Below are 21,455 nucleotides of genomic sequence, written 5' to 3' on the forward strand. Positions count from 1 at the left end.
GTGTCCCTGGTCAAACTCCAGCTCAGCGACTTTCGCAATATCCAGCAGGCCAGTCTCGCGCTGTCACCCGGCCTCAATATCCTGGTCGGGTGCAACGGCAGTGGCAAGACCAGCGTGCTGGAAGCCATTCACTACCTCGGTCTCGGTCGCTCCTTTCGCACTCACCTGACCGGGCGGGTCATCCGCCAGGGGGAGAGGGCGTTTACCCTGTTCGCCCAGTGTGAACTGGAAGGGCGACAGGTTCCCATCGGCCTCGCCAAGGACAAGAGTGGCGAGACCCAGCTAAAGATTGCCGGTGCCCAGGCCCAGCGCCTGGCCGACCTGGCCGAGCTGCTGCCGGTGCAGCTGATCCACCCGGATGGCTTCAACCTGCTGACCGGCGGGCCCCAGGCTAGGCGCGCCTGGCTCGACTGGGGTGTTTTTCATCAGGAACCGACCTTCTTCTCCTTGTGGGGACGGGTACGGCGGCTGCTGAAACAGCGTAATGCACTGCTGCGCCAGAGCACCCAGTATCGCCAACTGGCGTTCTGGGATCAGGAGTTGGTGCGGTTGGGGGGAGAGCTGGCCGAGTTTCGCGCCAGTTATTGTCAGGCCATTACCCCCTTGATCAAGGAGATGACGGCGGACTTTTTGCCGGAGTTCGACATCAGCCTTGGATTCTATCGAGGCTGGGAAAAAGATACCCCGCTCAATGAGTTGCTGGAGGCGGGGTTTGAGCGGGATCGGACGCTGGGTTACACGGGCGTTGGTCCGCAGAAGGCCGATGTGCGCCTCAAGGCGAACGGTGTGCCCGCTCAGGATATTTTGTCCAGGGGTCAGTTGAAGTTGTTGGTCTGTGCCATGCGACTGGCCCAAGGGCTCTATTTGAATCAACATAGCAGCCGTGGCTGTATTTTTTTAATTGACGATTTTGCCTCTGAACTGGATGTCGACAAGCGCCGCTTGCTGGCCGCAAGGCTGAAGCAGTGTGCGTCCCAGGTGTTCATCACCGCCATCGACACCGGTCAGCTCGCAGACATGATGGATGCGAATGACTGCAAGTTGTTCCACGTGGAACAAGGCAAGATCTCCGAAACGTTAGAGAAGGCAGAGAGTAAGCTATGAGTGAAAATACTTACGACTCCTCGAATATCAAGGTACTGAAGGGCCTGGATGCGGTCCGCAAGCGCCCGGGGATGTATATCGGCGATACGGATGATGGCTCGGGCCTGCACCACATGGTGTTCGAAGTGGTCGATAACTCCATTGACGAGGCGCTCGCTGGCTACTGCTCCGATATTCAGGTCAAGATCCACTCCGATGGTTCCGTCTCCGTCCGTGACAACGGCCGCGGCATTCCTGTCGACATTCACCCGGAAGAGGGTCGCTCCGCCGCAGAGGTCATCATGACCGTGCTGCACGCCGGCGGCAAATTCGATGACAACTCCTACAAGGTGTCCGGCGGTCTGCACGGCGTGGGCGTTTCCGTGGTGAACGCGCTCTCTGACAAGCTGTTGCTGACCATCCGTCGCAACGGTCATGTCTACGAGCAGACCTATCACCTGGGTGAGCCGCAGGCGCCGCTCAAGCAGATCGGCGATGCCACCACCACCGGGACCGAAGTGCGTTTCTGGCCGAGCCCGACCATCTTCAGCGACACCCTGTTCCACTACGAGATCCTGGCCAAGCGTCTGCGCGAGCTCTCCTTCCTCAACTCCGGCGTCTCCATCCGTCTGATGGACGAGCGTGACGGCCGCGAGGCGCACTTCTGCTACGAAGGCGGCATTAAGGCGTTCGTCGAGTACCTGAACCAGAACAAGACCCCGATCCACCCGAAGGTGTTCCACTTCACCACCGAGCAGGACGGCATCGGCGTCGAAGTGGCGATGCAGTGGAACGACGCCTATCAGGAAGGGGTCTACTGCTTCACCAACAACATTCCCCAGCGTGATGGCGGCACCCACCTGGTGGGCTTCCGTACCGCGCTGACCCGTACCCTCAACTCCTACATGGACAAAGAGGACTACAGCAAGAAGGCCAAGTCTGCCGCCAGTGGCGACGACGTGCGTGAAGGTCTGATTGCCGTTATCTCCGTCAAGGTGCCTGACCCTAAGTTCTCCTCCCAGACCAAGGACAAGCTGGTCTCTTCCGAAGTGAAGACCGCAGTCGAACAGGCGATGGGCGAGAAGCTGGCCGACTTCCTGCTGGAAAACCCGGGCGATGCCAAGATCGTGGTCAACAAGATCATCGATGCGGCCCGTGCCCGTGAAGCGGCCCGCAAGGCTCGCGAACTGACCCGCCGCAAAGGCGCGCTGGATATTGCCGGTCTGCCCGGCAAGCTGGCCGACTGTCAGGAAAAAGACCCGGCGCTCTCCGAACTCTACATAGTGGAAGGGGACTCTGCTGGCGGTTCCGCCAAGCAGGGTCGCAACCGGAAGAACCAGGCCATCCTGCCGCTCAAGGGCAAGATCCTGAACGTGGAGAAGGCCCGTTTCGACAAGATGATCTCCTCCCAGGAGGTGGGCACCCTGATCACCGCACTGGGCTGTGGTATCGGTCGCGACGAGTACAACCCGGACAAGCTGCGCTATCACAACATCATCATCATGACCGATGCGGACGTCGATGGTGCGCACATCCGTACCCTGCTGCTGACCTTCTTCTATCGTCAGATGCCGGAAATCATCGAACGTGGTTATGTCTACATCGCCCAGCCGCCGCTCTACAAGGTGAAGAAGGGCAAGCAGGAGCAGTATCTGAAAGACGAAGATGCGCTGCTGCAGTACCAGACCGCCATGGCGCTGGATGGTGCGACCCTGCACGTCAACGAGTCCGCCCCGGCCATCGGTGGCGAGGCACTGGAGCGTCTGGTCAACCAGCATCGCGCCGTGACCCACCTGATCACCCGCATGTCCCGCCGTGCGCCGGAAGCCGTGCTGACCCAGCTGATCTATCAGCCGGAACTGAACGAAGCACTGCTAACCAGCGAGAGCGATCTGCAGGCCTGGTGCCAGAGCATGGAAGCCGTGCTCAACGAGAGCAACCACGGCATCCAGTATCAGATGCAGGTGCGCCGCGATGAAGAGCGCCGTCTGTTCGTGCCGCACGCCGTGGTACGTCAACACGGTGTCGACCGTGAATACCCGATCAGCTACGACTTCCTGCAATCCTCCGAGTACCGTCAGCTGGTCTCGCTGGGCAAGGAGATCGCCAACCTGATCGAGGAAGGTGGCTACATCAAGCGTGGCGAGAAGGTGAAGCCGGTCGCCAGCTTCGTCGAAGCGGTCGAGTGGCTGATGGGCGAAGGCAAGCGCGGCATCTACATCCAGCGCTATAAAGGGCTGGGTGAGATGAACCCGGACCAGCTGTGGGAAACTACCATGGATCCGGAAGCCCGTCGCATGCTGCGCGTTACCATCGACGATGCCGTCGGTGCCGACCAGCTCTTCTCCACCCTGATGGGTGATGCAGTAGAGCCGCGTCGCGACTTTATCGAGACCAACGCCCTGCGCGTTGCCAACCTCGACGTCTAATTCGACGCATCAGTACGATATAAAAAAGCCGCTCTCTGTGAGCGGCTTTTTGTTTTCTGGCGGAGGAGGTGGCACGTTCCACGTGGAACATTGAACCCGATTACCCCAGTTCAGGTGCAGGGCAGTAGAGGCGCAGACGATGGCCGTCCGGATCGAGGGCCATACAGGTGTAGCCAAACTCCATCCGGGTCGGTGCCTGGATCAGGGTAAGTCCGCGTGCCTGCCACTCCGCAGACTGGCGATCGACGGCGGCATCATCGGGGAGGGCGAAGGCCAGCTCCATGGCCCCGGCCGTTTGGGTCACAGCGGGTTCGACCGTGGCGCTGGACCAGAGTGCCAGTCTGGCGCCCGATTCGAACACGAACATGGCAAAGGTAGGTGACTCCTTCACCGGCTGGCGGCCGAACAGCTCGCGGTAGAAGAGGGCGCTGCGGGCCGGGTTGGCAACATAGAGGATGGTGAACTGGGGGACTAACATGGTGATGCTCCTTGCTGATGAGATGGCGCATCGGCGCCGACCCCATCAGGATGGCGCTACCTGCTGTCAGTTTCTGTCAGCAATGAATCTGGGCTGCGGGATCTGCTGGCTGGCGCGCCACTCCTTGAGCAACCGTTCCCGATTGCCAGGATAAGGCTCCGCCTCCAGCCGCATCGCGCTGATCCTGTCCACCCGAAAGTGGCGAAAGCCCTGGCGCAGCTCGCACCAGGCCACCAGTACCCGCACCTGGTCGAAGTAGCCGAGGGCGAAGGGCCAGACGGTACGCTCCGAACTCGCTTCCTTGAGATCCCGATAGTTTAGAGTCACCTTGCGCTGCTGGCGGATGGCGCTGCGCAGCGGAGCCTCATCGACGGGGCTGTCACCGCGAGCGGTGCCGATCAGCAGGGCATTGGCATGCAGCTGTTGGCGATAATCGGCGGGCAGCACGGCCTCTATCTTGGCCAGCGCGCTGCTGGCGGCGGTGCTGAGGGCATGATCGGCATGGGCCGCCACCCAGCGTGAGCCCAGTACCAGTGCATCCAGTTCCTCTTCGCTGAACATCAGCGGCGGCAGCATGAAGCCGGGGCGCAGCACATAACCGATACCCGCTTCCCCCTCGATGTGGGCGCCCTGTGCCTGCAGGGTGGCGATATCCCGATAGAGGGTGCGCAGACTGATGCCAAGCTGGCTGGCCAGCTCGCTGCCGGTGATGGCGTAGCGGTGGCCGCGCAGCAGTTGCAGCAGGGCCAGCAGGCGTTCGGAACGGGACATGATGTGACTCCTCAAGATCTCCGCTCAGGGTGCCATGTTTGTGACTGGGGGAGGAAGCCCAATAAGGAAAAAGCCAGCAAATGGGCGGAGAGAAGATTTTTCGATCAGAGCCCTTGAAAGCCGAAAGCGGGCCCCTATATAGATAACAAGGCCGGAACGCTCGACAGAGGTTTCGACCAGGTGCCCGTCCATCAGGAGGGCAAACAATCCGTTATCGCTCAAAAGAGGGTAATACTATGCGTTCTATCGACTTTTCTCCGCTCTATCGTTCTGCCATCGGTTTCGATCGTCTGGCCAATCTCATCGAATCTGCCGCCAGCAATGGCAATGCCGGTTATCCCCCCTACAACATCGAACAGCTGGGTGACAGCGACTACCGCATCAGCATGGCGGTGGCGGGCTTTACCCAGGAAGAGCTGGAGCTGAGCTTCCAGGAAAATCTGCTGACGGTGAAGGGCAACAAGCAGGCCGATACCGAGCGTAACTACCTCTATCAAGGCATAGCCGAACGCGGCTTCGAGCGTCGCTTCCAGCTGGCCGACTATGTGCGGGTGAAGGGGGCCGATCTGAAGAACGGTCTGCTGCACATCGACCTGGTGCGCGAAGTGCCCGAGGCGATGAAGCCCCGCAAGATCGAGATCAACGGCTGACAGCCTGACCTCGTTGCATTGTTGATGTTTCCCGGGTGCCGATTGACGGGCCCGTGGAGAGTAAACCCTGTTGCTTTATAGAAGGATAGGATCATGCGTAACCTCGATTTTTCTCATCTCTATTCCAATGCCGTCGGCTTCGAGCGGATGGCCCGTGAGCTGGAAGGCCTGTTCGATCAGAAGACCTCGGCCTACCCCCCGTACAACATCGAAAAACGCGATCACGACAGCTACCTCATCACGGTTGCCGTGGCCGGTTTCGAGCGCAATGAGCTGGAGCTGGAGACCGAAAACGGCACCCTCAAGGTGAAGGGGCGCAAGGTCGCCTCCATGGGCGAGCGCCAGTTCCTCCATCAGGGGATCGCCGAGCGGGACTTCGAGCTCGCCTTCAAGCTGAGCCAGCATGTAGAGGTGCAAGGTGCCAAGCTGGAGCATGGCCTGCTGACCATAGAGCTGGCCCGCGAGCTGCCGGAGGCGCTCAAGCCCCGCGCCATCCCCATCGGCAAGCCCGAACAGCTGGCGCTGCCCGGCTAAACAGTACCGCTGACCAGCTGATAGAAGAGAGGCCTGCATTCGCAGGCCTCTCTGTTTTTGTTCGCCTGACTGGCGCTTAGCCGGCGTAGAGGGCGTTGATCTCGTCGGCCAGGATGGCGATGCCGCGCCGCACCAGCTCCTCGCTCTGGGAGTAGTTGAGGCGGATGCATTCCCGGCTGTGACGCCACTCCGGGTCATCAATGCCGGGGAAGAAGTAGTGACCCGGCACGATCAGCAGGTTCTTCGCCTTCAGTCGCTCGTACAGCTCCTGACAGTGGATCGGCAGGTCTTCGAACCAGAGCCAGAGGAAGAGGGCGCCTTCCGGCTTGTGGATGTGGAAGCGCGGATCGGGGATCGCTTCGCGCAGCAGTTGCACCGCCAGCTCCGCCTTCTGCCGATAGAAGGGTTTCACCACCTGCTCGCTGAGGGCGATGATCTCGCCGCTCTCGATCATCGGAATGGTGATGGCGGGGCCCAGACTGCCCGGTGCCAGATTGATGATGCCGCTCAGGTTGGTGATGGCCTGAATGATCTTCTCGTCGGCGATGACGATGCCGCAGCGGGTGCCCGGCAACCCCAGCTTGGAGAGGCTCATGCAGAGGATGGTGTTGGCGTTCCAGAACGGCTTGGCCTCGCTGAAGATGATGCCAGGGAAGGGGACGCCATAGGCATTGTCGATGAGCAGCGGAATGCCCTTGTCGCGGGCGATCTGATCGAGGTGCTCGATCTCTTCATCGGTGAGCACGTTGCCGGTCGGGTTGGTCGGCCGGGAGACGCAGATCACCCCGATGTCGTCACCCACCTGCAGGCTCTCGAAGTCCACGTGGTACTTGAACTGGCCGTCGGGCAGTTTCTCGATGGTGGGTTTGTAGGCCACGAAGTAGTCGTCGGCCAGAGCCGAGTCGGCATAACCGATGTACTCGGGAGCGAGTGGGAACAGCACCTTCTTCTTGCGGCCATCGGCAAATTCGCCCGCCAGCAGGTTGAACAGATAGAAGAAGGCGTTCTGGCTGCCGTTGGTCAGTGCGATGTTGCGGGCTGAGATCTCCCAACCCAGCTCCTTGCTGAGCAGGGCCGCCAGCGCTTTGGTGAACCTGTCCTTGCCTTGCGGGCCGTCGTAGTTGGCCATGGCCTTGATCAGTTCGCCGTTGTCGAGCAGGCTCTTGGCCTCGGCCTGAAAGCGTTCCAGCATGGCGGGGATGGGGGCTGGGTTGCCGCCACCCAGCATGATGGCGTCCGGATTGGTCAGCCCCTGATTAAGGTCATCCATGAGTTGGGTAATACCGGCATGGCGAGTGAACTTCTCGCCGAACAAGGAAAATTCCATTCGGTGACAGATCCAGAGTCAGTTACGGGGGAGCTAGCACCATAGCTCAGTTTAAAAGCGGGTGTCGATCAAAAAAATGGGACGTTCCACGTGGAACAGCAGGCAAAATCTAGTGTGGTGAAAATAACCACTTGTTGGTTCAACCCTGACCACAGGGTGTTTTCCAACTGGAGCCATTTATTATCTAAAAACAATTAATTTAAACAAAATCATGCTGTTATAGATGTGGCACGACAATTGGAATAGTTATCTGGTCATCTCAACCACACCGGAGCACACCAGATGAAAATCCTGATCGCAACCTTGATTGCCAGCAGCCTGAGCCTGAACGTCATGGCCGACGAATACCCCAGACCCGAACTGGACAGCGTCAAGCTGGAGCAGGAGGTTTTGGCCCAGCAGCAGCAGGCTTCCCATGCCGTGGTGGAGGAGGCGATCCACAACCTCAAGCCGCTGGCGCTGGATACCCTGGTGGTGGAGGCGAGCTCGGCCGATGCGACTCACCCCGAGAGTTGAGATAGCGCAAGGGGGTCTGCCCCGTGTGTTGCCTGAAGAAGGCGATGAAGGCGCTGTCGCTGGCAAACTCCAGCGCAGCCGCCACCCGACTGATGGGCTCGGCTTCGGCCAGCAGCTCCAGCGCACGCAGCAGTCGCCACTGCTGACGCCAGGCCTGGTAGCTCATGCCGGTCTCCCGCATGAAGATGCGGCCTATGGTCTTGTCACTGGCACCCACCCGTTCGGCCAGCCGGTTGAGCCGATCGGGCAGGGCGTCGCCCTGTTTCACCTCCTGCAGCCAGCCGGCCAGACGCACGTCTGACGGCAGCGGCAACTGCCAGGATTCCCGCGGTGCTTGCGCCAGCTCCTCTTTCAATAATGCCAGTGTGCAGGTCTGCTCTGCCTCCGGCTTGTCCCACGGCCAGAGCGCCATCCGTTCGATGATCTCCCGCAGCAGCGGGTTGACCGCCAGCACCGCCATCTCGGCCGGCAAGCCGGGCTCCGGCTGGAAGTAGAGGGAGCGATAGGCCACCACCCCGCGCATCAGCACCCGATGGGGCAGACCCGCCGGCAACCAGGCGGCCCGCGTCGGCGGCAGCAGGCAGACCTGATCGTCCAGCTCTATGGTCATGCAGCCAGCTTGGGCGAACAGCAGCTGATGGCGCCTGTGCTGGTGGCGGCCAGAGTCGTGCCAGCCGAGGGCGGCGGCGATCCCGATGGCACTGCCGTCGTGCTGGTCCGGATCAAAAGGGTGATCGGGAAGAATAAAGGCCATGTGTCCGATTCTTGATGTTTATAGTCCTGCTTATTGTAATCAGACATCTGGCGTCACTCTAGAATGACGGCCTCTAGTGAAGGAGGTTTGTCATGAACAACAAGTTGCCACCGCTCTGGCTGGTGGTCGGACTGATGATGTTTCCGCAGATAGTGGAGACCATCTACAGCCCGGTACTGACCCATATCGCCACTGAGTTTCGGGTGAGCGAGGGGCAGGCATCCCAGACCCTGTCGGTCTATTTTCTGGCGTTTGCGGCGGGCGTGGTTTGCTGGGGTCGGTTGTGCGATCTCATCGGTCGGCGCCCAGCCATGCTGGCGGGCTTGCTGACCTATGGTGCCGGCACCCTGCTGGCGTTGCTGGCCACCCAGTTTGAAACCCTGCTGCTGGCCCGGGTCATTGCGGCTTTCGGCGCCGCCGTGGGCTCAGTGGTGACCCAGACCATGCTGCGCGACAGCTATCAGGGCAGCGATCTGGCGCGGGTCTTCTCGGTGATGGGCATAGCGCTCTCCCTGAGCCCGGTGCTGGGGCTGGTGAGCGGCGGCCTGCTGGCCGATGGTTTTGGTTATCTCGGGGTATTTGGCGCCCTGCTGGCGCTGGCAGTCGGCTTGTTGCTGATGGCCAGCCGGCAGTTGCCGGAAACCCGGCCGATCACCACCCAGCGAGTGGCACTCTGGCCGCTGGCATGCCGGATGGTGCGTGATACCGGCTTGTGGCGCAGCGCCGCTCTGGTGGCGCTGTTCAATACCATGCTGTTCGGCTACTACAGTCTGGCGCCATTTCTGTTTGCCGGGCTGGGGCTGAGCGCGGGTGAGTTTGGTTACTCCGGTATCGTGCTGGCACTGGCGACCCTGGGGGGCAGTCTGCTCAACAAGCGTCTGCTGGGGCTTGGCTGGTCGCCTGCCTCCCTGATCCGGCTCGCCGCCGTGTTGGCTCTGGGCTCGGGTTGGCTGGTGTGGGCGAGTCAGGCGTCGCTCTGGTTTCTGCTGCCCATGACGGGAGTGGTAGTGGCATTCGGGCTGGCGATCCCCAATGTGCTGAGCCAGGCGCTGCTGGCCTATAGGGAGGTGGCGGGCAGTGCCGGCGCCCTGTTCGGGCTCGGTTACTACCTGCTGCTCAGCCTGGGGTTGGCGGTTGCAGCCAGCTTGCAGGATCTCGGTCTGCTGCTCGGTGGATGCGGTCTGTTGGCCCTGTGTTGTTGCTGGCGTCGTTCCACGTGAAACATCAGCTGCCGATAAAGCGGTAGCCGATGCCGGATTCGGTCTCGATAAGGGCGGGGTCTTGAGGGTTATCCCCCAGCTTCTTGCGCAGGCTGGCGATGACGATGCGCAGGTAGTGGGTGTCCTCCTTGTGGCTCGGCCCCCAGATGTCGTTGAGCAGCTGGGTCTGCAGCACCAGCTTGCCGGGGTGGCACACCAGCGCCTGCAGCAGGGCGAACTCCTTGCGGGAGAGGGCCACCTCTTCCTCCCCCAGGGTGACCCTGTGGCTGCTGCTGTCCAGGGTCAGCCCGCATTGGGGGAAGTGGCGGCACTCACCGCTGCTGACCCCGGCCCGCTGGCGCAGCAGCACCCGGATACGGGCCATCATCTCGCCGACGCCGAACGGCTTGCTCATGTAGTCATTGGCTCCAGCATCCAGCAGCCGCACCTTCTCCTGCTCCGAGTCCCGCGCCGACAGCACCAGTACCGGATGCTGATGGTGCTCGCGAATGGCCTGCAACACCTGGAGACCATCCCCATCCGGCAGGCCCAGATCCAGGATCACCAGGTCGGGGTTGAGGTGGCGATACTGCGCCACACCCTCGTTGACGCCAACGGCCTCGCTGACCTGATGGCCTTCGGCGATCAGGCTGATCCGCAAAAAACGGCGGATGGCCGCCTCGTCGTCGATGACCAGTATGTGAGCCATTCAACCTCCAGCTCGCTGATGAAAAAGGGCGGCGACCATCAGGCCGCCGGAGCATTGAGGGCCAGCGGCAGGGAGATGCGCATGCAGGTGCCGTTGCCGTTGGGGCCGGAAAAGGCCCAGATGCGGCCCCCATGGACCTCTATCATAGCGCGGGAAATGGCGAGGCCAAGCCCGGTGCCACGGCTGCCGCAATCACCGACCGGCTGGGTGTAGAAGAGGTTGAAGATCTTGTCGCGGTCCGACTCGGCGATGCCGACCCCGATATCGATGATGTCGATGATGAGGTCGGGGTCCGCCAGCATCACCTTGAACTCGATGGGGGTGCCGGCCGGCGAGTAGCGGGAGGCGTTGTCGAGGATGTTGACCAGCACCTGCTCGATCAGGGCGCCGTGCACATAGAGGCGGGGGATCTGCTGATCGAAGTGCACCAGCAGCTTGTGCTGGCGCCAGGAAGAGTCGAGCCGGCGGCGGGCATTCTCCACCAGATCCGCAAGATCGACCCAGTCCCGTTTCAGCTGGAAGTCGGGTGAGCCGATGCGGGTCATGTCCAGCAGGTTCTGCACATAGCTGTGCAGGCGGCGCGCCTCCTCCTGCACCGAGTGCAACAGCTCGCTGCGGTCTTCGCTGCTGATCCGGTCACCATATTCCAGCAGGGTGCTACCGGCGCCCATGATGGTGGCGAGCGGCGTCTTCAGATCATGGGAGACTGAGGAGAGCAGGGCGGCGCGCATCCGGTCGGTCTCTGCCTGCAGCTGGCTGTCGGCCAGCCGCTCGTTGAGGTCGATCCGGGCCAGGGCGGCGCGGATATCGGTGAGCAGCGCCTGCAGCTGATGCTCGGCCGAGGAGGCGAGCGGATTGGCCAGCAGTATGCCCAGCACCAGCTCATCGCTGAGGTGATGGTACTGGGCCTCGGCCGCGTTGAGGGTGGCGGTGTGGGCGCCGGCGCTCTGCTTCTGGGCCAGACACCAGTCGATGGCCGCCTTGTCGGTCTGCCCCGGCTTGTGCTCGGTCGAGCCGGCCCAGTACTGGTAGTGCCGATCGAGGGCAAACACCGGCTGGCCCAGTGCCAGCGAGATGGCCTGGCTCCCTTGCCTGAGCACCTCGACCGGACTGCTGGCGGTGGCCAACCCCTGACTCAGGGAGAGCAGGGCATTGCCCAGCTGCTGGGTCTCGCGCAGGCCGACCAGCTGCTGGCGCTGACGGGAGGCGAGCCGCCCGGCCGTGATGCCGACGATGAGCAGCACGAACAGGGTGAGCAGGTCGCTGTGGCTGGCGACGCTGAGGGAGAAGTAGGGGACGGTGAACAGCAGGTTGTGGCCGACGAAGCCCAGCACGGCGGCCAGGATGGCGGGCACCAGGCTGGTGGTGAGCGCGGTGGCCAGTACCCCCAGCACGAACAGCATGGGCAGGGAGGCGGGCGGCAGCCAGTGGGAGAGCCCCCAGACGGCGGCCGAGGTGGTCCCCATGATGACCACCGCCAGCAGGCTCTGGCGAATGTCCTTGGGGTGAAGCGGCTGCCAGTTCAGGCCGGGTTTGCGTTTCTCGGTATCCACCAGGGTGATCTCGAGCCCCTGTGCCTGCCTGAGCAGATGCTGCACCAGCGAGCGGCGCCACGGCGCCTTGTGGGGTTTGCCCAGCAGCAGTTGCGACACCTGCTGCTGTTCGGCGGTCTCCAGCAGGGCGTCGGCCACCGCCGGGCTGGAGAGGGTCAGCACCTTGGCCCCCAGCTGGGAGGCGAGCGCCAGCGCCTGCTCCTGTTCGGCGGAACGCTGCCCCTTGCTGTCGACGTGCACCACCAGCCAGGGCAGCTGGCGGCGCTGGGCGAAGCGGTGGCCGTAGCGCACTAGGGCGGCGCCGTGCTCGTCGCCGAGGCAGACCATCAGCTTGCCTCTTAGCGGCAGCGTGGTCTTGCCGGCGGCCTGCCACTGCAGTTGCAGATCCCCCTCCACGTGGCTGGCGGCGGTCTGCATCGCCAGCTCCCGCAGGGCGGTCAGGTTGTTGAGGGAGAAGAAGGACTGCAGGGCGGCCTTGGCCTGGTGGGGCACATAGACCTTGCCCTCCTTGAGACGGCCGAGCAGCTCCTTGGGGGGGAGGTCGATCAGCACCAGGCTGTCGGCTTCCAGCAGCACCTGGTCGGGCAGGGTCTCCTTGACCCTGACCCCGGTCAGCTGCCACACCAGATCGTTGAGGCTCTCCAGGTGCTGCACGTTGAGGGTGGTGTAGACGTCGATGCCGGCGCCGAGCAGCTCCTCCACATCCTGCCAGCGCTTCTCGTGGCGGCTGCCGGGGGCGTTGCTGTGGGCCAGCTCGTCCACCACGGCGATGGCGGGTTTGCGGGTCAGCAGGCCGTCCAGATCCATCTCCTCCAACCGCTGCTGGCGGTGCAGGTGCAGCTTGCGCGGCTGGATGGCGAGCTTGTCGAGCAGGGCCAGGGTCTCCTGGCGACCATGGGTCTCCACCACCCCGATCAGGATGTCGACCCCCTCTTTGGCCTGTTCCCGCACCGCCTGCAGCATGGCGTAGGTCTTGCCCACGCCGGGGGCGGCGCCGAGAAACACCTTCAGCTTGCCCCTGTGCTCCTGTTCCAGGCTCGCCAGCAGGGCGTCCGCCCTCACTTCATCACGCATCCCCGCGCTCCCGTTCCATCGGCCGAACCGCGGCCGTGACCTCATTGCTCATGCTTGTCCCCGTTGTCGAACGAGAGCCTCCCCGAACGGCAAGGAGCGCCCTCAGGCGCCCTTTTGATGATCGAGTTGCAGGTTCAACTGGAGAATGTTGACCACCTGCGGGCCAAGGATACCAGCTTGTGCCGCCGACTTGACCTGCTCCGTCAGCCGAACGGGATCCAGCCCCCGTTGCTCGGCGACCCGCTCCACCTGAGCCAGCACCGCATCGAGCGGCAGATGGGGATCGAGGCCGGAGGCGGAGCGGGTCAGCAGGGCGGGGACCCTGGCTTCCGGCTGCTCTTTGGCCGTCGTAGCGGCAAATTCGGCCCGCAGCGGCGAGCTCATCCCCTGGTTGCTGGCGCCGCCACCTATAGTGGCGAAGTCGCTGGCGGAGGGGCGGGAGTGGAAGTAGTCGGCCCGCTCGAATTTCTGGGCCAGCAGGGCGCTGCCGACTACCTGCTGCTTGTCGTTGGTGAGCAGGCTGCCGTTGGCCTGCCAGGGGAAAATAAGTTGGGCCAGCCCGGTGACGGCCAGCGGATAAGCCACCCCCAGCAGCAGGGTCAGGGTCAGCAGGGTTCTGATTGCTATCATGATTTTCTTGCTCCAAATGCGTTGGGTGGATGCGGGTCTGCCCCGCATCCGGTGATGCCGTTACACCAGCCCCAGGCCGGTGATGACCAGGTCGATCAGCTTGATGCCCATGCATGGGTGCACGATCTGGCCGTGGATACCATTGCGCTGCGTTTTCATCACACCAGCCCCAGGCCGGTGATAACCAGGTCGATCAACTTGATTCCGATAAAGGGCACGATCAGGCCACCGACACCGTAGAGCAGCAGGTTGCGACGCAGCAGGCTGGCCGCCGTGCCCTGCAGGCTGACCCCGCGCAGGGCCAGCGGCACCAGCGCGACGATGATCAGGGCGTTGAAGATGATGGCCGACAGGATGGCGCTCTCGGGGCTGCCCAGCTGCATCAGGTTCAGCGCCCCCAACTGTGGATAGGCGGCGATGAACAGGGCCGGCAGGATGGCGAAGTACTTGGCCACGTCGTTGGCGATGGAGAAGGTGGTCAGGGCGCCACGGGTCACCAGCAGCTGCTTGCCCACCAGCACCACGTCCAGCAGCTTGGTGGGGTTGGAGTCGAGATCCACCAGGTTGCCCGCCTCCTTGGCGGCCTGGGTGCCCTCGTTCATGGCCAGCCCCACGTCGGCCTGAGCCAGTGCAGGGGCGTCGTTGGCGCCGTCCCCGCACATGGCCACCAGCCGGCCGTCGGCCTGCTCTTGGCGGATGTAGGCCAGCTTCTTCTCCGGTGTCGCCTCGGCGATGAAGTCGTCCACCCCGGCCTCGGCGGCGATGGCGGCGGCGGTCAGCGGGTTGTCGCCGGTGATCATCACGGTGCGGATCCCCATGTGGCGCAGGATCTGGAAGCGGGCCTTGATGCCCGGCTTGATGATGTCCTTGAGGAACACCACCCCCAGCAGCTTCTCGTGGGTGCAGACCAGCAGCGGGGTGCCGCCCTGGCGAGCTATGCTGTCGACCGACTTGAGGATGGGCTCGGGCACCGCCTTGCGATCGAGGGAGAGGTAGCGCAGCACGGCGTCCACTGCCCCCTTGCGATATTGATGACCGTTGCGATCCAGCCCGCTCAGCCGGGTCTCGGCGCTGAAGGGGATGATGATGTCGCTCTCCAGCTGGCTCGGTCTGGTGTGGCTCTTGCCAGCCAGGGTCAGGATGGACTTGCCCTCCGGCGTGTTGTCACCCAGCGAGGCCAGCATGGCGGCCTGGGCCAGCAGGGCCGGATCGATACCGGGGGCCGGGATCAGTTCATCCGCCATCCGGTTGCCGAAGGTGATGGTGCCGGTCTTGTCCAGCAGCAGGGTGCGCACGTCGCCGGCGGCCTCCACCGCCCGGCCCGACTTGGCGATCACGTTGAGCTTCACCAGCCGGTCCATGCCGGCGATGCCGATGGCGGAGAGCAGACCGCCGATGGTGGTCGGGATCAGGGTGATGAACAGCGCCAGCAGGTAGAGCCGGGGCACCTGGGTGCCGTTGTAGTCGAGGAACCAGGGCAGGGTGGCCACCACCAGCAGGAAGATCAGGGTCAGTCCCACCAGCAGGGCGTCCAGCGCCATCTCGTTGGGGGTCTTCTGGCGCTTGGCCCCTTCCACCAGCGCAATCATCCGATCCAGGGTGCTTTCGCCCGGATTGTTGCTGATGCGCACCCAGATCTCGTCGGAGACGACGGTGGTGTTGCCGGTCACGCCGCTGCGATCGGTGCCCGACTCGCGGATGACGGGGGCGGACTCCCCCGTGATGGCGGCCTCGTTGACCGAGGCGATGCCGGCGACCACTTCGCCGTCGGCGGGGATCATCTCGCCGCTGCGCACCAGCACCAGATCGCCCTTGCGCAGGTTGGTGGCTGGCACCCACTCCCCCTTGTCATCCTGCGGATGGGTGACCCGGCGCGCCCTGAGCTGGCTCATGCCCGCCTTCAGGCTGTCGGCCCGCGCCTTGCCGCGCCCCTCGGCCAGGGTCTCGGCGAAGTTGGCAAACCAGAGGGTGAGCCAGAGCCAGGCGGTCAGCTGCCAGGCCAGTGAAGGGGCAACGCCGGAGACAGGCTGCCCCAGCAGGGATTCCACGCTGGCCATCACGGCCGCCAGCCAGAGGGTGAACAGGATGGGGCTGCCGAGCAGCGCCCTGGGGTTGAAGCGATAGAGGGCTTCCACCATGGCCTGCATGATCTGTGATTTCTGTTTCTTGCCCTTCACCTTGAGGGTGTCGGTGCTCATTGAAGCGGACTTGCTCATTGGAAAGCTCCCAGCATCGAATAGTTGACCACGGCGATCAGTGAGGTGTGCAGCATCAGAAGGCACCTCCCAGCAGGCTCAGGTGTTCCGCCACCGGACCCAGCGCCAGCACCGGCAGGAAGGAGAGGCCCCCCATCAGCAGCACGGTGACGATCAGCAGGGTGATGAAGAGCGGGCCGCTGACGGGGAAGTCCCCCTCGCTTCGCTCCTGGCGCGGGGCGCGGGCCAGCTGGCCGGCGATGGCCAGCACCGGAATGATGTAGCCGAAGCGGCCGAGCAGCATGGCCAGCCCGATGGCGATGCACTGCCAGCTGTCGGCGGCGGCCAGGCCGGCGAAGGCGGAGCCGTTGTTGCCGGCGGCCGAGGCGTAGGCATAGATCAGCCGGGACAGGCCGTGGGGGCCGTCGTGACCGATGACGGTGGCGGAGTCCGGCATCAGCAGGGTAATGCCGCCGATCACCAATACCCCGACCGGCATCACCAGCATGCTGGCGACCACCCATTTCATCTCGGTGATGCCGAGCCGCTTGCCCAGATAGGTCGGGGTACGCCCCACCATCAGGCCGCACAGGAACACGGTCAGCAACACGAACAGCATCATGCCGTAGATGCCGGAGCCGACCCCGCCGAAGATGACCTCGCCGAGCAGCATGTTGATCATGCCGACCATGCCGCCGAGAGGTGTGAAGCTGTCGTGCATGGCGTTGACCGAGCCGTTGGAGGCGGCGGTGGTGGCCACTTCCCAGATGCTGGACAGCACGGGGCCGAAGCGGCTCTCCTTGCCTTCCCAGTTGCCGGCCATGCTGCTGGCGTCAGTGGTGAGCTGGGCGAGGGCGGGGTCCGGTTTCAGCTCCTGGGTGATGGAGACGAAGAGCCCGATCACCATCATCAGGGTCATGGCGACAAGGATGGCGCGGCTGTGGGCCAGGTCCTTCACGTAGCGACCCAGGGTGCAGACCATGGCGGCGGCCAGTGTCAGCAGGGCGACCATCTCCAGCCAGTTGGAGAGGGCGGTCGGGTTCTCGAACGGATGGGCCGAGTTGACGCCAAAGAAGCCGCCGCCGTTGGAACCGAGCTGCTTGATGGCGATCTGGGAGGCGGCCGGGCCGAGCGGCAACAGCTGCTCCTGGCCTTCCAGCGCGTGGAACGGCAGGTAGGCAGACAGGCTCTGGGGTACCCCCTGCCAGACCAGCAGCAGCGCCAGGATCAGCGCCATCGGCAGCAGCACGTAGAGGCAGAAGCGCACCAGATCCTGCCAGAAGTTGCCGAGGTGGGTCGTCTGCTGGCGGGCGATGCCGCGGAATAGGGCGATGGCGACGGCGGCACCGGTGGCGGCCGAGACGAAGTTCTGGGTGGTGAGCCCCACCATCTGGCTGAAGTAGGAGAGGCTGGCCTCGCCGGAGTAGGCCTGCCAGTTGGTGTTGGTCATGAAGCTGACCGCGGTGTTGAAGGCGAGTTGCCAGTTCAGCCCGGGCAGCTGTTGCGGGTTGAGGGGCAGTAGCCCCTGCGCCAGCAGGATCAGGAACAGTAGGCCGAAGCCGGCGCCGTTGAAGGCCAGCAGGCTGAGGGCGTAGGACTTCCAGTCCTGCTCGCGCCCGTCCGTGCCGCAGCAGGCCAGGGTGGCGCGCTCGACGGGAGCCAGCCAGCGACTCTTGCCCTCAAATACCCGATACAGGTAGTTGCCAAGCAGAGGCGCCGGCAGCAGCACCAGCAGTACGAACGCGACGGGATAGATGATCTCTTGCCACATATCCGGTTCCTCACTCATGGGTGCGCGCAAGGGCGCGCAGCAGATAGCCCGCGAGGGCGAGGACCAGCAGCAGATATAGCCAATTCATATCGACTCCATTGGTGTAATTGACGACCAAATGGTAGGAATAACCGGCGTAAAGGCGCCATAAAGCCGGATTTGGCAGGCGTAAAATCGGCGTAAAAAAGCAGGTGTGGGTGCTATTTGAGGGAGGAGAAAGATCGAAAAACCCGGCCTGAGCCGGGTTTGGTTGCAAGTCGCTGAGGCTGACCTGATAGTGACAGGCCTGCTTCAAACATGCTTATCGCATGGTCTTGGCTTACTTCCACACGTTTGATTAGAAAAAACTCTGCATAGCCTTGCAGGCAGCTGCTAGGCTACCGATTTCTAGCTTTTCCAGAAATGCAGAGATTTTGACTAGTTTTGGTACCCTGTAGAGCTGTTTTTCCAGAAAATGATGTGCTGTGCGACGGATACTGCATTGTGCTCTAAAGACATCTGATGATCATGTCATGGTTTCCCAGCTAACACTTAGCCGATCTATTCCGCTATGACTTTGAACACGTATTGATTGGCTGAATTAGGAACTTTGTGGCGAGAGAGATGGGGAAACCGTGCAAAGAAGTGAAATTCCGGAGCAAGCAATAGAAATGGATATTGCGAACTAGAAATATGAGGAGCAGCTACCGCCAAGGGCTATTCATTTACCGGTTAGGCAGAGAGCGCATGTGCTTGCACACAGACTCCCAACGCCCGAACCGGAAACGATTGTACTGGCGAACCGGTACAATTTTGGCGTGTATAGACATTGCCTAGTCTCCATTTTGTTCTCAGCTAACTGCTGATAGCCATCACACCCTATGTGCAATGCTTAGCAACATGGATAGTCAGGCGAAACGGAGCACCTAAGCGGTAGCTACGGGCACAATTCTAGCATTTCAGTTTCAAAGTTTGGAAGCAGTATATGTTGAGGATCCCATCTCCTAAGAAGCATTGTGACAATATGGCATTGGTATTTGTTATGAGTATCAATAATGTGTTCTCTGCCAAGTCATGAGGTCATCATCTTGTCAAAATGTGATTCAAAATTTGTTTTGATGAACACGTCCTTGAATCGCGCAACAAAGGTTACTGGATTGATTTCACCGAAATCAGTGAGATTAACTGAGTCGGCATGTGATTCACGGTTGATGTAGCGGTAAAGCGCCCTGAACTCTGGATTTTCCTCGCTAAGTTCAGTCAACGCCTTGTTCAAGCTGGGGGTCTGATGCACGAAGCTGAAGTAGTATTCCAAGATATTGCGCATCATGATCGGGATCACATTAGGGGATGTTCGGCCTTGCAATGCATCCTTGATGGTTTGCCAGAAGGCTTGATAGTCATTTTGGATTTCTCGCTCTTCCATGGCCACTACCGAACTGTATTCAGACTTGGTGATTCGGAACATGGCTAGGGATTTTTCTTTTTCATCCTTCAATAGCTTGGTCATCTCGTGGAAGAAGAACAGATTATGCGTCAGGATGATCACTTGCTTGAACCGGTTGCTCGGTGTGAGAACCTGCCGCCTGATCAGTGATGCAATGTCGTAGACGTAGTTATGGGAGAGGCTCGATATCGGGTCATCAATAACGATGATGCGATCACGTTTGAGCTTTCCAGTGGTGGTGTCCAACTCTCCATTACAGACCTCAAGGAAGTAGAGAAACGAGATCAGCGTTTTCTCACCTTCGCTTAGCGTTCTGAAAACCCCTTCAGTCTGACCTGGGCGCTCAAGACGATATTGCGGCACTAGGCCTTCTTCTTTGATTAGCGCAAACCCCTTCAGACCCAGCACTCGCAACCAACTATTTATACTCTCGACCGATTGGTCGATATTCGTGATGGCAGCCCTAGATTGGGCGATGATTTCGCGTTGTGACTGAATGTGATCCCTCAGAGTCTGAACCTCATCCCTGGCAACCTGGCGTTGGCGCCCCTGCTCCTTGTCGATCTTTTCGAATGCTACAAATGCGGCGTTACATGAGGCCCTATACCAGTTCCAGAAGCGTCGTTTGACGTCCTCCTGATACTGCTTCCTGTTTCTTATTTTTGCGTTGATAGCGTCTATTTTCAGCTGTTCAGCTGCGATTTCATTGTTCAGTTCGGCCACTAGAGGTGCCGTAGGCTCCAGCGTAATAGTGACGGACGGGCTGGCGACTTTTGTGGTGAGGGATTGCAGGTTTTTCTGAAATACAGCGTGAAGCTTGGTGACATGGAGTTTTATAGCTTGCAGTTGATATTCCGGAGCCTCGCATCGCCTCAGGAATTGATCCACCGCGCCTCGATATTGGTTTTCTAGTTGTTGCAGTACACCAAGGCGTTGCTCATAGGTTTTGTCGAAGACCTTATGAATCTCAGCATAAAAATCCTGCGGCAAGAGTTGTTGGCACAGTGGGCACTGGTCTTTTGCTTCGGCCTCATAGCGCAGTGCCTGTTTGACCCAGTCCGAATGACCCAATTGCTGAATTAGCGCAGAAAGGTAGGAATCTCCCGACCCAGTGATAATTTCTTGCATGATCGGATCAGCTTCCAGCTCATTCGCTTGGAAGGTGATAGGGGTAATTCTAGGCTGCTCCTGAGCACTGGCCTCGTTAAGCTCTGCCGCTTCGTTTAGCAGTCCCTGGATGGTGTCAGAAGTTGCTACGAGCGGGACGCGCTGGACTGCATCAAGTAACCGTTCTCTGGTGTTGAGCGACTTGAAGCAGTAAGACAGTGCGGTGTTATCAAAGTCACGCTTGGGCTTCCAAATACTGTCCAGTAGTGCCTCACGGGCTTGCTCCTGAGCCTTCTTGCAGTTAGCGCCCTTCTCCATTGCAGTATCATGGGCAACTGTCAGATTGGTGATTGCTGCCTCGGCCGCTGTAAGGGCTGCCTCAGCCTCAATGTTGCCCTCATTTAGGGTGAAAATTCCAGGCTGGGATGCGACAGCATGGAAATTCTTCTCCATGAACGTATGGTTGTAGACCAATACCTCCCGACCGGTCTTTGCAGGTTCCACACTGCAAAAGCTATAGCAGGCTTGAGCAGGGGTCTGAAGGAAATTACCGATGGTGGTCTTGCCCGTCCCATTCTGACCGTAAAATAAGCTCACGCGCTTGAGTGGGTCAATGGACACCGTTGAGTCAGGGGAGTAACTGGATACGTTGCGAAGCAGAATTTTTTCGATCATTTGGCTGTCCTTGACATGAGCAAATCTAACTCCAAGATACCCATGGTAATCGAATTAAGGCTTGGGGACCGGGGTTACCACCTATGCAAGCAGCATTGTCTCTAGCTGGTATGGACGAAGACTATTTCCACTATTGAGATAGATAGGCCAATAAGAGCAACCTTCTCGGGTCTGGGAGTCATAACCCGATATGTGCCAAGAAAATCTCTTTCTTGGCTTGGTGTTTGCAGTGGAACTCGTTGTCCGTTGATGGTTCACGTTGTTACTCGTCCCTGATGCCAAGAAGGTCTGATGCTCTCATATCAGGAATTTGTTCGCATCTTTTTCGGTCACGGCAATCTAGATGATGATGCCAATAATAGGCGCCACATGGTTGCTTAAAGGCGAAATAAGGGGAGGCAGAAAGACTTGTGATAGTGGGGCTGACTCGCTCTGGGAGAACTTGTCAGGGAACATCCAAAAAGAAGTGTTGGAAAACTCGATTGGCGATGTGGTACTTCGGGAATTCAGATAATAAGTGCGACACTCATGGATGAATGGCGAGAGGTGGCCAACTGCTGATTGGTGGTACCCT

At 60.8% G+C, this 21,455-nt stretch carries 17 protein-coding genes; 6 read left to right on the forward strand and 11 right to left on the reverse strand.

The window, feature by feature from the left end:
• Complete coding sequence (gene recF, locus PG897_RS18965; RefSeq protein ID WP_017787844.1) at window positions 1–1,104, forward strand: DNA replication/repair protein RecF; 1,104 nt, start codon at window positions 1–3, stop codon at window positions 1,102–1,104.
• Complete coding sequence (gene gyrB / locus PG897_RS18970; protein WP_017766631.1) at window positions 1,101–3,512, forward strand: DNA topoisomerase (ATP-hydrolyzing) subunit B; 2,412 nt, start codon at window positions 1,101–1,103, stop codon at window positions 3,510–3,512. Before recF ends, gyrB begins: the two co-directional genes overlap by 4 nt.
• Before the next feature lie 100 nt (window positions 3,513–3,612).
• On the opposite strand, the gene PG897_RS18975 is transcribed toward gyrB, so the two are convergent.
• Both PG897_RS18975 and PG897_RS18980 read right to left on the reverse strand, forming a co-directional pair.
• Window positions 3,613–3,990, reverse strand: coding sequence for a VOC family protein (locus PG897_RS18975; protein WP_201882039.1), 378 nt, complete (start codon window positions 3,988–3,990; stop codon window positions 3,613–3,615).
• Between the two features lie 66 nt (window positions 3,991–4,056).
• On the reverse strand, window positions 4,057–4,761 hold the full coding sequence (locus PG897_RS18980; protein WP_017785136.1) for a helix-turn-helix transcriptional regulator: 705 nt from the start codon (window positions 4,759–4,761) through the stop codon (window positions 4,057–4,059).
• Window positions 4,762–4,997: 236 nt separating this feature from the next.
• Here PG897_RS18980 and PG897_RS18985 point away from each other — a divergent pair, with 236 nt between their 5' ends.
• Window positions 4,998–5,411, forward strand: a complete 414-nt coding sequence (locus tag PG897_RS18985; protein WP_010635612.1) for an Hsp20 family protein — start codon at window positions 4,998–5,000, stop codon at window positions 5,409–5,411.
• Between the two features lie 93 nt (window positions 5,412–5,504).
• Window positions 5,505–5,945 carry an Hsp20 family protein gene (locus PG897_RS18990; protein WP_017766633.1) on the forward strand — a complete coding sequence of 147 codons (441 nt, stop codon included), beginning with the start codon at window positions 5,505–5,507 and terminating at the stop codon, window positions 5,943–5,945.
• A gap of 76 nt (window positions 5,946–6,021) precedes the next feature.
• Here the strand turns inward: PG897_RS18990 and PG897_RS18995 are convergent, their stop codons facing one another.
• A complete protein-coding gene (locus PG897_RS18995; protein WP_201882040.1) occupies window positions 6,022–7,272 on the reverse strand; it encodes a valine--pyruvate transaminase in 1,251 nt (416 codons plus the stop codon).
• 282 nt (window positions 7,273–7,554) lie between these two features.
• On the opposite strand from PG897_RS18995, the gene PG897_RS19000 reads away from it, so the two are divergent.
• The gene (locus PG897_RS19000) at window positions 7,555–7,788 is read left to right on the forward strand and encodes a hypothetical protein (RefSeq protein ID WP_201882041.1); all 234 of its coding nucleotides are present in this window, start codon (window positions 7,555–7,557) and stop codon (window positions 7,786–7,788) included.
• On the opposite strand, the gene PG897_RS19005 is transcribed toward PG897_RS19000, so the two are convergent.
• Complete coding sequence (locus tag PG897_RS19005) at window positions 7,718–8,542, reverse strand: AraC family transcriptional regulator (RefSeq protein ID WP_005307115.1); 825 nt, start codon at window positions 8,540–8,542, stop codon at window positions 7,718–7,720. The two genes, PG897_RS19000 and PG897_RS19005, sit on opposite strands and share 71 nt — an antisense overlap.
• 92 nt (window positions 8,543–8,634) lie before the next feature.
• Here PG897_RS19005 and PG897_RS19010 point away from each other — a divergent pair, with 92 nt between their 5' ends.
• Window positions 8,635–9,762 carry a multidrug effflux MFS transporter gene (locus tag PG897_RS19010; RefSeq protein WP_201882042.1) on the forward strand — a complete coding sequence of 376 codons (1,128 nt, stop codon included), beginning with the start codon at window positions 8,635–8,637 and terminating at the stop codon, window positions 9,760–9,762.
• A gap of 4 nt (window positions 9,763–9,766) precedes the next feature.
• On the opposite strand, the gene PG897_RS19015 is transcribed toward PG897_RS19010, so the two are convergent.
• The 7 genes from PG897_RS19015 to PG897_RS19045 all read right to left on the reverse strand — a co-directional run bounded on the left by PG897_RS19015 (window position 9,767) and on the right by PG897_RS19045 (window position 20,881).
• The gene (locus PG897_RS19015) at window positions 9,767–10,450 is read right to left on the reverse strand and encodes a response regulator (RefSeq protein WP_017780324.1); all 684 of its coding nucleotides are present in this window, start codon (window positions 10,448–10,450) and stop codon (window positions 9,767–9,769) included.
• A gap of 38 nt (window positions 10,451–10,488) precedes the next feature.
• Window positions 10,489–13,077 (reverse strand): sensor histidine kinase, encoded by a 2,589-nt coding sequence (locus PG897_RS19020; protein ID WP_017780325.1) that lies wholly within the window; start codon window positions 13,075–13,077, stop codon window positions 10,489–10,491.
• 102 nt (window positions 13,078–13,179) lie between these two features.
• Window positions 13,180–13,707: a potassium-transporting ATPase subunit C gene (locus PG897_RS19025; protein ID WP_201882044.1), complete on the reverse strand. Its 528-nt coding sequence runs from the start codon at window positions 13,705–13,707 to the stop codon at window positions 13,180–13,182.
• 158 nt (window positions 13,708–13,865) lie between these two features.
• Window positions 13,866–15,923, reverse strand: coding sequence for a potassium-transporting ATPase subunit KdpB (gene kdpB / locus PG897_RS19030; RefSeq protein ID WP_201882045.1), 2,058 nt, complete (start codon window positions 15,921–15,923; stop codon window positions 13,866–13,868).
• Between the two features lie 55 nt (window positions 15,924–15,978).
• A complete protein-coding gene (kdpA, locus tag PG897_RS19035) occupies window positions 15,979–17,673 on the reverse strand; it encodes a potassium-transporting ATPase subunit KdpA (RefSeq protein ID WP_201882046.1) in 1,695 nt (564 codons plus the stop codon).
• 10 nt (window positions 17,674–17,683) lie between these two features.
• A complete protein-coding gene (locus PG897_RS19040; protein WP_236660784.1) occupies window positions 17,684–17,968 on the reverse strand; it encodes a hypothetical protein in 285 nt (94 codons plus the stop codon).
• Window positions 17,969–18,724: 756 nt separating this feature from the next.
• Window positions 18,725–20,881 (reverse strand): AAA family ATPase, encoded by a 2,157-nt coding sequence (locus PG897_RS19045; protein WP_065371222.1) that lies wholly within the window; start codon window positions 20,879–20,881, stop codon window positions 18,725–18,727.
• Between the last annotated feature and the right edge of the window lie 574 nt (window positions 20,882–21,455).

The organism is Aeromonas sp. QDB20 (genome assembly GCF_027707805.1).
GTDB classification, from domain to species: domain Bacteria; phylum Pseudomonadota; class Gammaproteobacteria; order Enterobacterales; family Aeromonadaceae; genus Aeromonas; species Aeromonas dhakensis.